Source organism: Methylobacterium sp. J-072 (assembly GCF_022829425.1).
GTDB lineage: Bacteria > Pseudomonadota > Alphaproteobacteria > Rhizobiales > Beijerinckiaceae > Methylobacterium.
The window spans coordinates 71,946-85,891 of record NZ_JAKSYK010000207.1 but is presented as its reverse complement, the minus strand read 5'-3'; the positions used below and the strand labels follow the sequence as shown (position 1 = coordinate 85,891).

Genomic DNA, 13,946 nt, shown 5'->3' with positions numbered 1-13,946 from the left:
GCGCGGATTTAATACGCCCGCAGGGCCGTCTGCGCGCCGGCATCCGCGGCGCCCACGGGCCGCGCGCAGCGATAGGGGCCGCTGCCGTCGAGGGCCGCGTACAGGATCCGGCCGCCATCGGCGATGCAGCGCGCCTTGGCCTCGGCATAGGGGCGGTGGAAGCTCCAGATCGTGATCATCGGCCCGACCGTGCCGAGGCAGATGCCGCCGAACAGCAGGGCGGCGGCCCAGGTCGCCCGGTCCGGCCGCGGACGCGGCGGCCGGGGCGGCGGCATGGCACCGACGAAGGCCAGCGTCAGTCCGAACAGGTCGATGCTGCTCATCAGCCGTTCCGTGGGGAGGCGCCGCGCCCGGCAGGACAGGACATCCCGTTATCCTAGGGCAGGACGGGCCCGGAACCTACGCATCCCGGCGCATGGGGCCTGCGTCGTATCGCGCGGGGCCCGCTCAAGGCTCCCAGCGCGGGGGCCGCTTGCCGATGAAGGCATCGATGCCCTCCTGGGCGTCGGCCATCAACATGTTCCGGGTCATGACCTCGGCGGCGTAGCCGTAGGCCTCCTCCAGGCCCATCTCGATCTGACGGCCGAACGCCGCCTTGCCAATTGCCACGACCCGCCGCGCCTTCCCGGCGATTTTTTGCGCCATCGCGGCCACCGCGCCCTCCAGCTCCGCGGCCGGCACGACGCGGTTGACGAGGCCGATCCGCAGCGCCTCCCGCGCGTCGATCGGCTCGCCGACCAGCAGCATCTCCAGGGCGGCCTTGCGCGACACCGCCCGCGACAGGGCGACCATCGGGGTGGAGCAGAACAGGCCGATCTGCACGCCCGGCGTGGCGAACCGGGCCTCCTCGGTACAGAGCGCGAGGTCGCAGGTGGCGACAAGCTGGCAGCCGGCCGCGGTGGCGATGCCGTGGACCTGGGCGATCACCGGCTGCGGCAGCCGCGTGAGGCTCAGCATCAGCCGGGCGCAGGTGCGGAACACCGCCTCCGTCGCCGCCCGGGAGGGATCGGCGCGCATCTCCTTCAGGTCGTGCCCGGCGCAGAAGGCCGGCCCCGCCCCGCGCAGGACCACGACGCGCACCGACGAATCCTCCCGGATCGCGTCGAGGGCATCCTGCAGCGCGTTCATGAGCGCCATCGAGAGGGCGTTGCGCGCCTGCGGACGGTTCAGCGTCAGGGTGGCGACACCGTCGGCATCGTGGCGCAGCAGGACGGGGGCGTCCGCGGGGCTGGGCGCGGCGAGGGCTGCGGACATGGCGACGTCTCCCGGTTCCGGCCCTTTGATCGTGCGGAGCCGGTTTATGGCCGGGAGGCTAGCATGCCGGTGGCGTGGTGCAGAAGGCCGACCTCAGCCCTGCTCAGCCAGAGCCAGATCGAGGCTGGCGAAATCCGCCCCCGGGCCGTTCCACCACACGCTCGGATAGGAGGCGAGGCGGCCCATCACGCCGGCATAGGCGTCGGCGAGAGCGGTATCGACGATCACCAGCGTGGCGCCTGTGAGAGCGAGGCTGTCTGCCAGCGCCTCGCCGCGGCGGCTGCCGTCGAGCGCGACGACCCGGACCCCGATCCGGGCCAGGCCGAGGCGCATCGCCTCCGCCTGAGCGAGGTCGCGGACCAGGAGGGCGACGGTCTCGCCGGGGCGCAGGCCTTCGCCGAAGGCCCAGTGGGCGACCCCGTTGGGGCAGATCGCCGGGGCGGCGCGCCGGTCGCCGGAGGCGAGGGCGAGCCCGGATCGGAGGCGCCGATCGGCATCACGCGCGACCGGCGTGGGGACGGGAATGTCTGCGACAGTGGAGTTCACGCCAAACATACGCTGCGAACCGCCTGGATCTGGATAAACGGTGGACCTTGGCGTGACGCGGGCGGGTTAACACTCTGTCTCACGTTCGCAGATCACCGGAACACTGGCCGCTTTTCACGGCTCCGGACGGCTGGGACTGCGCCTATGCCGAATCGATGATGAACGGCCGACCGCAATTTGCAGGCGAATTCGGTCGCATTGGCCCCCGGCGCGGGGCGGCCTATGTCCCGCGTGAGACGGGCGACCCGGAAGAGGTCGCGCCGACCGAGGAAACGCCGACCCATGCGCCAGATCGCCCCCGCCGCCCTCGCCCTGACCCTCGCGGCCCTTCCGGCGCAGGCGCAGATCCGGAACGCCCCGTCACCCCGCGCCCTGGAATTCGCCGCCTACATCTTCGCGGCCTCGAATGTCTGCGGCTACCGGATCGGCAACGAGGCGTTCGAGGGCCTCCTGGCCAAGCAGAACGTGCGGGTGGACGACGTCCAGCCGCGGGGGCCGTTCGGCAACCGGGTGCAGACCATGTTCACGCTGATGTCGAATCAGATGGCCCAGAACCGCGACCAGGCCTGCATCGCCGTGGCCGGCGAGTACGGGCCGGAGGGCGCGGTCGCCAAGAACGTCCTGCTGCCGGCCGGACAGACCACCGGTGCACCGCCCTCGGCGGAGCCCGCCAAGCCGGCCGAGACTGTCAAGCCGGCGCAGTGATCGACGGAGCCGCCCCTGATCGCGGCGCAAGACGGGACACGACGGAGGGGCGCACCTCGCCTTCACTAGCGCCCCTCCAACCCATCCCCTTCATCCGAGGTGCCCGGCGATCGAAGAGCGCTGTGCCTCGAAGGAGCCCTCCAGAGACCCCTGCGATCCCTGGAGGGCTCCTTCGAGGCCTCCGTTCCGCTTCGGCACCTCAGGATGAGGGGGATGGGTGGGATCGACCTGGCGGCGTGCGCGAACCGGTACATCCCTCACCGCGTCGCCACACGACCGCGTGGCATTGCGATCGTCCCCAGCCATGAATTTTTGATCCGACGCCCGCGCCGAGGCCGAACCGGCATCCGCTTGGGCGACGAGCGCCCTAGCCCAGACGCCACGCGATCGGTGGAACCCCGCGCTCAGCCAGCCAGCCATTGGCCCGTCCGAACGGGTCCGAGCCCGGGAAATCCCGGGCGCGGTTGAGCGGGGAGGGGTGTCCGCTCTCGAACACGCCGTGCCGGGCCGAATCGATCAGCGCCGTCCGAGCGCGGGCCTGGGCGCCCCAGAGCAGGAAAACGGCCGGCTCCGGCCGGGCCGAGACGGCGGCGACGGCCTCGTCGGTGAGCGCCGACCAGCCGTAGCGCAGATGCGCGCCTGCCTTACCGGCCTCCACGGTGAGCGCGCTGTTGAGCAGCAGCACGCCCTGCCGCGCCCAGGGCGTCAGGTCGCCGCCGGCGGATCGCTCGGAGCCGGCCTCCCCCAGGATCACCCGCAGGGAGGCCGGCAGCCGGCCCGCGCCCACATACGAGAAGGCGAGGCCGTTGGCGTCGCCCGGGGTTGGGTAGGGGTCCTGCCCAAGGATGACCGCGCGCACCGCCGGCAGCGGCGTCTCGGTGAGCGCCCGGAAAATGTCGGCGGGCGCCGGCAGGACGCGGGCGCCTTCGGCGATCCGGGCATCGACCCGGGCCGCGACCGCGTCGGCCGCCCCGCCGGTGAAGAACGGCAGCGCCAGCCACGGCGATCCGGAGGCGCGGAAGGCGGCCAGTGCGGCGGCCACGGGCGTGTCGGACATCGGATCTCGCGGTTGCGGGGCGGGGCCACGGTGGCTAGGGAGGAACGGTCGACCACGCATGGGCCGCCCGGTGCAGCATGTCGCAGCCGGCCTTCGCTGGGCGGCGCGGCACCCTACATGGGATTGCACCTGACACCGGGAAGCCTCCGGCCCAAGCGCGTGCGCCGGCTGCTGGGTATCTGAAGCCAGAAGAAGGACTCGGCGCGCGGCGCCGGAACGCTGCCATGAACGAACGCGTCGAACCCGCCGCGCTGGCGGAAGGCCGGCCCCTCGCAACCCTGGTCCCCGCCGCAGGCGGCTTCCCGGCCGACCACCCGAAGGTGGCCTGGGGCCGCGTCGGCGTCCTGCTGATGAACCTCGGCACGCCCGAGGGCACCAGCTACTGGCCGATGCGGCGCTATCTCAAGGAATTCCTGTCGGACCGGCGGGTCATCGAGGTGCCCCGGCTGATCTGGTGGCCGCTGCTCAACCTGATCATCCTGACCAAGCGCCCGGGGCCGAAGGGCCGCGACTACGCCAGCGTCTGGAACACCGACCGCAACGAAGGCCCGCTCAAGACCACCACCCGCGGCCAGAGCGAGCGCCTGCAGGCCGCGATGGGCGATTCCGTCGTGGTCGACTGGGCGATGCGCTACGGCAAGCCGGAGGTCGCCGACCGGCTCCAGGCGCTGCTCGACCAGGGCTGCGACCGGATCCTGCTGGTGCCGCTCTATCCGCAATACGCGGCGGCCACCTCGGCCACCGCCTGCGACCAGGCGTTCCGCGCGCTCATGGACATGCGCTGGCAGCCGACCGTGCGCGTGTCGCCGCCCTATCACGACGACCCGGTCTACATCGCCGCCATGGCCGATTCGATCCGCCAGGGCCTGGCCAAGCTCGACTTCGAGCCCGAGGTGATCCTGACCTCGTTCCACGGCGTGCCGCGCAGCTACCTGCTCAAGGGCGATCCTTACCATTGCCAGTGCCACAAGACCGGGCGCCTGATCCGTGAGGCGCTGGGGATGTCGCCGGAGCGGATGCGGGTGACGTTCCAATCACGCTTCGGCAACGAGGAATGGCTCAAGCCCTACACCGACGAGACCGTGACGGAGCTGGCGAAATCCGGCGTCAAGCGCATGGCGATTGTCGCCCCGGGCTTCACGGCCGATTGCCTGGAGACGCTGGAAGAACTCGATGGCGAGAACCGCCATTATTTCGAGGGCAACGGCGGCGAGCGCTTCGCCTACATCCCGTGCCTGAACGATTCCGATCTCGGCATGAAAGTCATCGAGCACGTGGTGCGCCGCGAGCTTCAGGGCTGGCTCTGACGCAAAACCGCCGGCGCGCCGCTTGCGGACGGCCCCGGCCGGCCTATCATCGTCCGAAGCTGGACAATTCTCAGATCCGGCGTCGGAGGATCACATGGCGTTCTTCATCGGGATCGCATGTCCCTGGCTGCTGATCGCGGTGCTCGATCGGATCGCCGAAGGCCGCCGCACGGCCGAACTCGCCACCCTCGGCGTCACGGCACCGGCGGCCCCCGCAAGCTCGGCGTACCTGCATCCCGACCGGCCGTATTGAGAGGCTGAGAAGGGTCGTGAAGCGGGCCGACCCGAGGCTCACGTCGAACAACCTTGGATTTTGACGCCTCTTCCAACCCACACCCTCATCCTGAGGTGCTGCGAAGCAGCCTCGAAGGAGGCTTCCAGAAGTCGCTGAGACATCTGGAGGGCTCCTTCGAGGCGTCCGCTGCGCGAACGCACCTCAGGATGAGGTCGCGGTTGGGAAATTCGTCCCTACCCGATCACGGCTTCTTCGTCTCCGGCGCCGGCTGAGCCGCAGCGGGCGCCGCGTCGGTGCGGTCGATCTTGGCCTCGGCGCGCAGCTTCAGGATCAGGTCCTGCTGGGCCTTGCGGACGAGGTGCTGGTCGATCTGCTCCTTCAGCTCGTCGAAGGTCGGCTGCGGCTTGGTGCGCTTCTCCTCGACCTTGATCACGTGCCAGCCGAACTGGCTCTTGACCGGGTCGGACACCTGGCCGGGCTTCATCGCGAAGGCGGCGTTGGCGAAATCCGGGACCATCCGCTCCTTGGTGAACCAGCCGAGATCGCCGCCCTCGGCCTTGGAGCCGGGATCCTTCGAAGTCTCGGCCGCGACCTTGGCGAAATCCTCGCCGCCCTTGATCCGGGCCGCGATCTTCTTCGCGTCGCCCTCGTTGTCCACGAGGATATGGCGCGCGTGCACCTCCTCTTCTGGCTTCATCAGCTTGACGGTCTGGTCGAAGATCGCGTGCTCGGCCTCGGGCGTCACCGCGCGCTTGGCCTCCTGCTCCAGGTAGTCGTCGAGCAGGAGCTTATCGCGGAAATAGGCGAGCTTGCGCTTGAACTCGGGCGAGTCGCCGATCTTGGCGGCCTCGGCGGCCTGCGCGCCGACCCGCAGGTCGACCATGTAATCCACCAGCAGGGACTTCTTCTGCGCCTCGTCCACCCCCGGGAGCGACAGGGCCGGGTCGTCGGACGCGATGGCGAGGTCGCCCTGCGTGATCGGCTTGCCGTTGACGCTCGCCACCACCGTATCGGGGCTCGGGGGGGCGGTGTTCGCCGCCGGCGTCGCGGTCTGGGCCGGGGCCGGCGCCGCCTGGGGGGCCTGCGCCAGCGCGATCCCGGGCATCGCGAGCATCAGGGCGAGCGCGCTCGCGCGCCGGAGGAGGGCGGGGTTCGGCATGCTGGCGTGGTCCTCGGCTAACGTCTCGGCGCCGCCCCGTTGAGGCCGGGCGGCGGGCCGCGGCACAGGTGGCGCGGGTCGCCCGAGAAGGCAAGCGCTGCCGTTTCACCGGCCCGAACCCCCGACGGATCGGAGGCCGCCTCTTTCAGGTGCGCCGGCCGATGTTTACCTCTATAAGCCCGGCCAACTCCGCCAAGGCCGGCCCGCCACGCTCACCCGTGGGCGGGCTCGCGCGTCCGCAGGTCAACGATGCTCGGCTCCATCGCCAAGAAGATTTTCGGCTCCTCCAACGACCGGCGCGTCAAGGGCTATCGCCCGCGCGTGGCGTTGATCAACGCGCTGGAACCGGAGATCCAGGCCCTGTCGGACGACGCGCTGCGGGCGCGGACCGACATGCTGAAGGCGGAACTCGCCGCCGGCAAGAGCCTCGACGACATCCTGGTCCCGGCCTTCGCCACGGTGCGGGAGGCGGCCAAGCGCGTCTTCGGCCAGCGCCATTTCGACGTGCAGCTGATCGGCGGCATGGTCCTGCACGAGGGCGCCATCGCCGAGATGAAGACCGGTGAGGGCAAGACCCTGGTGGCGACCCTGCCGGTCTACCTGAACGCCCTGGAGGGCAAGGGCGTCCACGTCGTCACGGTGAACGACTACCTCGCCGCCCGCGACGCGGAGTGGATGGGCCAGCTCTACCGGTTCCTGGGGCTGTCCGTCGGCACCATCGTGCACGGGCTCGACGACGAGCAGCGCAAGGCGGCCTATGCCTGCGACATCACCTACGGCACCAACAACGAGTACGGGTTCGACTATCTCCGCGACAACATGAAGTACGAGCTGTCGCAGCTCGCGCAGCGCGGACACAACTTCGCGATCGTCGACGAGGTCGACTCGATCCTGATCGACGAGGCGCGCACGCCGCTGATCATCTCGGGTCCGGTGGACGACCGGTCCGAGCTGTACGTGTCGGTCGACGCGATCCTGCCCCGGCTGGTGCGCGAGCATTACGACCTCGACGAGAAGCAGCGCACGGTCTCGCTCACCGAGTCCGGTAACGAGTTCGTGGAGGAGACCCTACGCGAAGTCGGCCTGCTCAAGGACGGCGACCTCTACGACGCCCACAACGTCAGCCTGGTCCACCACGTGAACCAGGCCCTGCGCGCCCACACCCTGTTCACCCGGGACAAGGATTACATCGTCAAGAACGACGAGGTGGTGATCATCGACGAGTTCACCGGCCGCATGATGCAGGGCCGGCGCTACTCGGAAGGCCTGCACCAGGCGCTCGAGGCCAAGGAGCGGGTGACGATCCAGCCCGAGAACCAGACGCTCGCCTCGATCACCTTCCAGAATTATTTCCGCCTTTACAACAAACTGGCGGGCATGACCGGCACGGCCTCCACCGAGGCCGACGAGTTCGCCGAGATCTACAAGCTCGACGTGGTCGATATCCCGACCAACAAGGAGGTCGAGCGCGTCGACGAGGACGACGAGGTCTACCGCACCGTCGGCGAGAAGTACGACGGCATCATCGCGGAGATCGACAAGGCGCATAGCCGCCACCAGCCAATCCTGGTCGGCACCGGCTCGATCGAGAAATCCGAGCACCTGGCCGAGATGCTGAAGAAGGCCGGCTACACCCTGCTCGACTATTCCGATCCGAACGCGCTCACCGACGTCTACAAGGCCGCCCGCGAGGGCCGGGTCACCAAGCGCTTCGCCGTGCTGAACGCCCGCTTCCACGAGCAGGAGGCCTATATCGTGGCCGAGGCGGGAGTACCCGGCGCGATCACCATCGCCACCAACATGGCCGGCCGCGGCACCGACATCAAACTCGGCGGCAATCTCGAGATGCGGATCGAGAAGGAGCTGAGCCAGCTCCCGGACGGGCCGGAGCGCGACGCCGCCATCGAGGCGATCAAGGCCGAAATCGCCGACAACCGCGCCAAGGTGCTGGCCTCGGGCGAGCCGGCGGACCCGGAAGCCGGCCGCAAGAAGGCCCTGCCGGGCGGCCTCTACATCATCGGCACCGAGCGCCACGAATCCCGGCGCATCGACAACCAGCTCCGCGGCCGCTCCGGCCGCCAGGGCGATCCCGGCCGCTCGAAGTTCTACCTGTCGCTTCAGGACGACCTGATGCGGATCTTCGGCTCCGACCGCATGGACGGGATGCTGCAGAAGCTCGGCCTGGAGCAGGGCGAGGCGATCATCCACCCCTGGATCAACAAGGCGATCGAGAAGGCGCAGCAGAAGGTCGAAGCGCGCAACTTCGACATGCGCAAGAACGTGCTGAAGTACGACAACGTCATGAACGACCAGCGCAAGGTCGTGTTCGAGCAGCGCCGGGACTTCATGGCCCAGGAGAGCGTACGCGAGACCGTGGACGAGATGCGCGAGGGCGTGATCGACGACCTCGTCGCCCGCTACATCCCGCAGAACGCCTATGCCGAGCAGTGGGACGTCGCGGCCTTACGCGAGCAGGTCCGGGAAGTGCTCAACCTCGACGCGCCGGTGGAGGATTGGGCCAAGGAGGAGGGCATCGCCGACGAGGAGATGCGCGAGCGCCTGCTCAAGGCCGCCGAGACCGCCTATGCCGAGCGGGCCGAGAAGAACGGCACCGAGATCACCGCCTATATCGAGAAGCAGGTCCTGCTTCAGACCCTGGACCACCTGTGGCGCGAGCACCTCGTGACCCTCGACCACCTGCGGCAGGTGATCGGCTGGCGCGGCTTCGCTCAGCGCGACCCGCTCAACGAGTACAAGTCCGAGGCGTTCGACCTGTTCAACAACCTGGTCACGGCCCTGCGCGAGCAGGTGACGGCGCAGCTCTCCCGCGTCGAGATCGTCCACCAGCAGCCCGACCAGCAGCAGGCCTTCCCGGGCGGCCCGCCGGAGCTGCCGCAGATGTTCGCTCAGCATCTCGATCCGGTCACCGGCGAGAACGAGATGGATTACGAGGGGCGCGGCTCGGGCAGCGATGGCGGCGGCGGTCCGGCCTACGGCTACGCCGCGCAGGGCCTGTCGGTGGACGGCGCCGTGCTGGAGCGCGACCCCAACGATTCCGCCACCTGGGGCCGGGTCGGGCGCAACGAGCCGTGCCCCTGCGGCTCGGGCAAGAAGTACAAGCACTGCCACGGCACCTTCCAGGCCTGAGGCGGCCTTCGGGATGGCCGCCCGCACGGTCTTCGTCGCCGGCGCCGGAACCGAGATCGGCAAGACCTACGTCACCGCGGCGCTGACCCGGCGCCTGCGGGGGCAGGGACGGCCGGTGCGGACGCTGAAGCCGCTCGCGAGCGGCGTGCCGCCGCTGAACGACCCGGCCTTCGCGGAGAGCGACACCGCCCGGCTGCTCGACGCGCAGGGCCTCGCCGTCGAGGACGACACGGTCGAGGCCTGCTCGCCCTGGCGGTTTGCGGCCCCGCTCGCCCCCGATCAGGCCGCCGTGCTGGAAGGCCGGTCCCTGGCGCTGGCCGACCTCGTCGGCTGGTGCCGGGCGCAGGTCGCCCGCACCGAGGGGACCCTGATCGTCGAGGGCGTCGGCGGGCTCATGAGCCCGATCACCGAGGCTGCGACCGGGCTCGACTGGCTCAAGGCGCTCGACGTGCCGACGCTCCTCGTCTCCGGCAGCTATCTCGGGGCGATCAGCCACGCGCTCACCGCCCGCGAGACCTTGCGCCTGCACGGCATCCCGCTCCTCGCCATCGCGGTGAGCGAGAGCGAGGGCGCGCCGGCGCCGCTCGCCACCGTCGCCGCGTCGATCGCCCGCCATGCCGGCGTGCCGGTGTTCGGCCTGCGGCGCGGCGAGGCCTGCCCGGAGGCGTTGGCCGATCTGGTGTGACCGGGGCGCGGGTCTCAACACGGCGTCGGTCTGATCGACTCGCCCAATATCCCACACCGTCATTGCGAGCGCAGCGAAGCAACCCAGGGATCCGCTACGATTGGAAACCGCGCGCCACGCTGGGTTGCTTCGCTGCGCTCGCAATGACGTGAGGGTCGATGGCGCACCCTTCGATAACAAGCGGATCCGGCCGCGTCGGCTTCCACTGAGACGAACGGCGCTCTACCTGTGCCGCCAGGGCGGTGAGTCCGATCCCGCGGGAGCCGTGTGTTGAGTCAGTCCCTTGCCCCCGCGGCGGCTCCGGGTTCCCCGGCCGGTGCCGGCGACGACGCCGCGTCCGAGAAGGGCCGGCTCAAGCCGACGCTGATCTTCGGCGCACTCGGCGTCGTCTACGGCGATATCGGCACCAGCCCGCTCTACGCCTTCAAGGAAGCCGTGAAGGCCGCCACCGCGGGCGGTGCCTCCGTGCCCGAAGCCGCCACCGGCGCGGTGTCGCTGATCCTGTGGTCGCTGATCCTGATCGTGTCGCTGAAATACGCGGTGCTGATCCTGCGCGCCGACAACAAGGGCGAGGGCGGCATCGTCGCCATGCTGGCCCTGCTCGGCGCCCGGCAGGCCCGGCACGGCACCTGGAAGGCAGCGCTGCTGGTGGTCGGGCTGATCGGCGCGGCCCTGCTCTACGGCGACGGCGCGATCACCCCGGCGATCTCGGTGCTGTCCGCCATCGAGGGGCTGAAGGTCGACGCGCCGACTCTCGGGCACTTCGTCGTGCCGATCACCATCGCGATCCTGGTCGCGCTGTTCGCCGTCCAGCACAAGGGCGTGGCGGCGATCGGCCGGGTGTTCGGCCCGGTGATGCTGGTGTGGTTCGTGGTGCTGGCGGCCCTCGGGGTCGCGGGCATCCTCGACAAGCCGGAGATCCTGGCGGCGCTGAACCCGCTGCGCGCCGTCGAGTTCATGCTGCATGCCGGCTGGCACGTGAGCTTCGCCATGCTGGGCGCAGCCTTCCTGGCGGTGACCGGCGGCGAGGCGATGTACGCCGATCTCGGCCATTTCGGCGCGATGCCGATCCGGGTGGCGTGGTTCGTCCTGGTGCTGCCGGCGCTGGTGCTCAACTATTTCGGGCAGGGCGCCCTGCTGCTCGCCTCGCCCGACGCGATCGAGAACCCGTTCTTCCGGCTCTGCCCGGATTGGGGCCACTACCCGCTGATCGCGCTGGCGACGCTCGCGACGATCATCGCCTCGCAGGCGATCATCTCCGGCGTGTTCTCCCTGACCCAGCAATCGGTCCAGCTCGGCTTCCTGCCGGCGATGCGCATCGTCCAGACGGCCAAGGAGGAGCGCGGCCAGATCTACGTGCCGATGGTGAACTGGCTGCTCGCCGCCGCGACCCTGGTGGCGGTGGTGATGTTCGGCTCCTCCGACGCGCTGGCCGGCGCCTACGGCATCGCGGTCTCGATGCTGATGGCCATCACCACCCTGCTCGCGGCGCTGATCGCGCTGCGCTGGGGCTACAACCCGATCCTGGTCTTCGCGGTCAACGGCCTGTTCCTCGCCATCGATACCGTGTTCTTCGCGGCCAACAGCGTGAAGATCCTGGAAGGCGGCTGGTTTCCCCTGGTGCTCGCCGGCCTCGTCGCGCTGATGATGCTGACCTGGAAGAAGGGCAACGAGCTGGTCGAGGAGGCGCGGGTCGCACTGCGGCTGCCGGAGGACGCCTTCCTGGCCGGGCTCCAGCACCGCGACCTGCTGCGCCTGCCCGGCACCGCGGCGTTCCTGTCGGCGGCCGAGCACGGGATCCCGCTCCACCTCTCGCGCTTCGTCGAGCGCAACCGCGCCCTGATGGAGCGGATCCTGATCATCACCGCCCTCTACGAGGAGACCCCCACGGTCCCGGTGGAGCAGCGCGCCCACGTGACGATCCTGGCGCCGGACTTCTACCGGGTGATCCTGCGCTACGGCTTCATGGAGGAGGCCTCGATCCCGGAGGGGCTGGCCTGCGCAGTCACCGCCCGCCACCTGCCGGCGAACGTCATCGAGGACATGACCGTGTTCGTCGGCCACGAGACCATCATCCCCAAGAACGACAAGCGCGGCATGGCGCCCTGGCGGGAGAACCTGTTCGCCTTCATGCAGCGCAACGCCGAGCGCACCGGCGCCTTCTTCGGCGTGCCGACGCGGCAGGTGGTCGAGGTCGGCACCGAGATCGAAATCTAGGGGAGCGGGGCGCTGCCTGGGCCCGCCCCGCAGCTTGGAACGCATAAAGACATGTTTATGTCTTGATTGCTTCGTATGCCGCGAAGTGGTACGGGCTGGCCCCGAACCGCAACGCGAACACACGGAGCCGCCGACTCATGGCCAAGGATTATATCGTCAAGGACATCGGGCTGGCCGATTACGGCCGCAAGGAGATCTCGATCGCCGAGACGGAGATGCCGGGCCTGATGGCGGTCCGCGAGGAGTACGGCGCCGCGCAGCCCCTGAAGGGCGCCAAGATCGCCGGCTCGCTCCACATGACGATCCAGACCGCCGTGCTGATCGAGACCCTGAAGGCGCTCGGCGCCGACATCCGCTGGGTCTCCTGCAACATCTACTCGACCCAGGACCACGCCGCCGCCGCCATCGCGGCCGCTGGCGTCCCGGTCTTCGCCGTCAAGGGCGAGACCTTGGAGGAGTACTGGGACTACACCTCGCGCCTGTTCGACTGGCATGACGGCGGCGTGCCGAACATGATCCTCGACGACGGCGGCGACGCCACCATGTTCGTCCATCTGGGCCTGCGCGCCGAGAACGGCGACACCGCCTTCCTCGACAAGCCCGAGAGCGAGGAGGAAGAGGTCTTCTTCGCGCTGCTCAAGAAGAAGCTCAGCCAGAAGCCGAAGGGCTGGTTCGCCGGCCTCGCCGACAGCATCAAGGGCGTCTCCGAGGAGACCACCACGGGCGTCCACCGCCTGTACGTGCTCGCCAAGGAGGGCAAGCTGCTCTTCCCGGCGATCAACGTGAACGACTCGGTCACCAAGTCGAAGTTCGACAACCTCTACGGCTGCAAGGAGTCGCTGGTCGACGGCATCCGCCGCGGCACCGACGTGATGATGGCCGGCAAGGTCGCCATGGTCGCGGGCTTCGGCGACGTCGGCAAGGGCTCGGCCGCGTCGCTCCGCAACGCCGGTTGCCGCGTGCTCGTGTCGGAGATCGACCCGATCTGCGCGCTCCAGGCCGCCATGGAGGGCTACGAGGTCGTGACCATGGAGGATGCCGCCCCGCGCGCCGACATCTTCGTCACCGCCACGGGCAACAAGGACATCATCACCCTCGACCACATGCGGTCGATGAAGGACCGGGCGATCGTCTGCAACATCGGCCACTTCGACAATGAGATTCAGGTCGCCGGCCTGAAGAACCTCAAGTGGTCGAACATCAAGCCGCAGGTGGACGAGATCACCTTCGCGGACGGCCACCGCATCATCCTCCTGTCGGAGGGCCGCCTGGTGAACCTCGGCAACGCCACGGGCCACCCGTCCTTTGTGATGTCGGCCTCGTTCACCAACCAGACGCTGGCCCAGATCGAGCTCTGGACCAACCCGGGCAAGTACCAGAAGCAGGTCTACACCCTGCCCAAGACCCTCGACGAGAAGGTCGCCGCCCTGCACCTGGAGAAAATCGGCGTGAAGCTCTCGAAGCTGCGCCCCGATCAGGCCGCCTATATCGGCGTCTCCGAGTCCGGCCCGTTCAAGTCCGAGCATTACCGCTACTGAGCCGGTAACCGCCCCGGTTCGGCGCCCGCGTCGAACTGGGGGTTGAAGTCCCGACCGGCGCGATTGCGACCGGTACGGTCCTGGCTTAGCCAACGA

Annotated in this window: 12 protein-coding genes; 7 read left to right on the top strand and 5 right to left on the bottom strand. The window is 69.3% G+C overall.

What is annotated here, in order from left to right:
- Window positions 1-8: 8 nt before the first annotated feature.
- The 3 genes from MKK67_RS27025 to MKK67_RS27015 form a co-directional block, all read right to left on the bottom strand.
- The gene (locus MKK67_RS27025) at window positions 9-323 is read right to left on the bottom strand and encodes a hypothetical protein (RefSeq protein ID WP_243971313.1); all 315 of its coding nucleotides are present in this window, start codon (window positions 321-323) and stop codon (window positions 9-11) included.
- Window positions 324-447: 124 nt separating this feature from the next.
- Window positions 448-1,254: an enoyl-CoA hydratase gene (locus tag MKK67_RS27020; protein ID WP_243971312.1), complete on the bottom strand. Its 807-nt coding sequence runs from the start codon at window positions 1,252-1,254 to the stop codon at window positions 448-450.
- A gap of 93 nt (window positions 1,255-1,347) precedes the next feature.
- Window positions 1,348-1,809 carry an AMP-dependent synthetase gene (locus MKK67_RS27015; protein WP_243971310.1) on the bottom strand — a complete coding sequence of 154 codons (462 nt, stop codon included), beginning with the start codon at window positions 1,807-1,809 and terminating at the stop codon, window positions 1,348-1,350.
- A gap of 273 nt (window positions 1,810-2,082) precedes the next feature.
- Here MKK67_RS27015 and MKK67_RS27010 point away from each other — a divergent pair, with 273 nt between their 5' ends.
- The gene (locus MKK67_RS27010; RefSeq protein WP_243971307.1) at window positions 2,083-2,505 is read left to right on the top strand and encodes a hypothetical protein; all 423 of its coding nucleotides are present in this window, start codon (window positions 2,083-2,085) and stop codon (window positions 2,503-2,505) included.
- A gap of 367 nt (window positions 2,506-2,872) precedes the next feature.
- On the opposite strand, the gene MKK67_RS27005 is transcribed toward MKK67_RS27010, so the two are convergent.
- Window positions 2,873-3,562: a uracil-DNA glycosylase gene (locus MKK67_RS27005; protein WP_243971305.1), complete on the bottom strand. Its 690-nt coding sequence runs from the start codon at window positions 3,560-3,562 to the stop codon at window positions 2,873-2,875.
- 224 nt (window positions 3,563-3,786) lie between these two features.
- Here MKK67_RS27005 and hemH point away from each other — a divergent pair, with 224 nt between their 5' ends.
- Entirely contained in the window at window positions 3,787-4,869 is a 1,083-nt protein-coding gene (gene hemH, locus MKK67_RS27000) for a ferrochelatase (protein ID WP_243971303.1), read from the top strand.
- A gap of 94 nt (window positions 4,870-4,963) precedes the next feature.
- Window positions 4,964-5,122: a hypothetical protein gene (locus tag MKK67_RS26995; RefSeq protein ID WP_243971301.1), complete on the top strand. Its 159-nt coding sequence runs from the start codon at window positions 4,964-4,966 to the stop codon at window positions 5,120-5,122.
- A gap of 223 nt (window positions 5,123-5,345) precedes the next feature.
- Here MKK67_RS26995 and MKK67_RS26990 read toward each other — a convergent pair whose 3' ends face one another.
- Window positions 5,346-6,263 (bottom strand): peptidylprolyl isomerase, encoded by a 918-nt coding sequence (locus tag MKK67_RS26990; protein ID WP_243971299.1) that lies wholly within the window; start codon window positions 6,261-6,263, stop codon window positions 5,346-5,348.
- A 249-nt stretch (window positions 6,264-6,512) separates the two neighbouring features.
- Between MKK67_RS26990 and secA the strand changes: the two genes are divergently transcribed.
- From secA to ahcY, 4 genes are all read left to right on the top strand, one after another.
- Entirely contained in the window at window positions 6,513-9,410 is a 2,898-nt protein-coding gene (gene secA, locus MKK67_RS26985; RefSeq protein WP_243971297.1) for a preprotein translocase subunit SecA, read from the top strand.
- A 13-nt stretch (window positions 9,411-9,423) separates the two neighbouring features.
- On the top strand, window positions 9,424-10,095 hold the full coding sequence (bioD, locus tag MKK67_RS26980; RefSeq protein WP_243971295.1) for a dethiobiotin synthase: 672 nt from the start codon (window positions 9,424-9,426) through the stop codon (window positions 10,093-10,095).
- Between the two features lie 270 nt (window positions 10,096-10,365).
- Window positions 10,366-12,312 carry a potassium transporter Kup gene (locus tag MKK67_RS26975; protein ID WP_243971293.1) on the top strand — a complete coding sequence of 649 codons (1,947 nt, stop codon included), beginning with the start codon at window positions 10,366-10,368 and terminating at the stop codon, window positions 12,310-12,312.
- Between the two features lie 137 nt (window positions 12,313-12,449).
- Window positions 12,450-13,850 (top strand): adenosylhomocysteinase, encoded by a 1,401-nt coding sequence (gene ahcY, locus MKK67_RS26970; protein WP_243971292.1) that lies wholly within the window; start codon window positions 12,450-12,452, stop codon window positions 13,848-13,850.
- Window positions 13,851-13,946: the final 96 nt, after the last annotated feature.

Excerpts from the sequence above, each read along its gene's own strand:
- MKK67_RS27025 (WP_243971313.1), bottom strand. The coding sequence starts at position 323 with ATGAGCAGCATCGACCTGTTCGGACTGACGCTGGCCTTCGTCGGTGCC.
- MKK67_RS27020 (WP_243971312.1), bottom strand. The coding sequence starts at position 1,254 with ATGTCCGCAGCCCTCGCCGCGCCCAGCCCCGCGGACGCCCCCGTCCTG.
- MKK67_RS27015 (WP_243971310.1), bottom strand. The coding sequence starts at position 1,809 with ATGTTTGGCGTGAACTCCACTGTCGCAGACATTCCCGTCCCCACGCCG.
- MKK67_RS27010 (WP_243971307.1), top strand. The coding sequence starts at position 2,083 with ATGCGCCAGATCGCCCCCGCCGCCCTCGCCCTGACCCTCGCGGCCCTT.
- MKK67_RS27005 (WP_243971305.1), bottom strand. The coding sequence starts at position 3,562 with ATGTCCGACACGCCCGTGGCCGCCGCACTGGCCGCCTTCCGCGCCTCC.
- hemH (WP_243971303.1), top strand. The coding sequence starts at position 3,787 with ATGAACGAACGCGTCGAACCCGCCGCGCTGGCGGAAGGCCGGCCCCTC.
- MKK67_RS26995 (WP_243971301.1), top strand. The coding sequence starts at position 4,964 with ATGGCGTTCTTCATCGGGATCGCATGTCCCTGGCTGCTGATCGCGGTG.
- MKK67_RS26990 (WP_243971299.1), bottom strand. The coding sequence starts at position 6,263 with ATGCCGAACCCCGCCCTCCTCCGGCGCGCGAGCGCGCTCGCCCTGATG.
- secA (WP_243971297.1), top strand. The coding sequence starts at position 6,513 with ATGCTCGGCTCCATCGCCAAGAAGATTTTCGGCTCCTCCAACGACCGG.
- bioD (WP_243971295.1), top strand. The coding sequence starts at position 9,424 with ATGGCCGCCCGCACGGTCTTCGTCGCCGGCGCCGGAACCGAGATCGGC.
- ahcY (WP_243971292.1), top strand. The coding sequence starts at position 12,450 with ATGGCCAAGGATTATATCGTCAAGGACATCGGGCTGGCCGATTACGGC.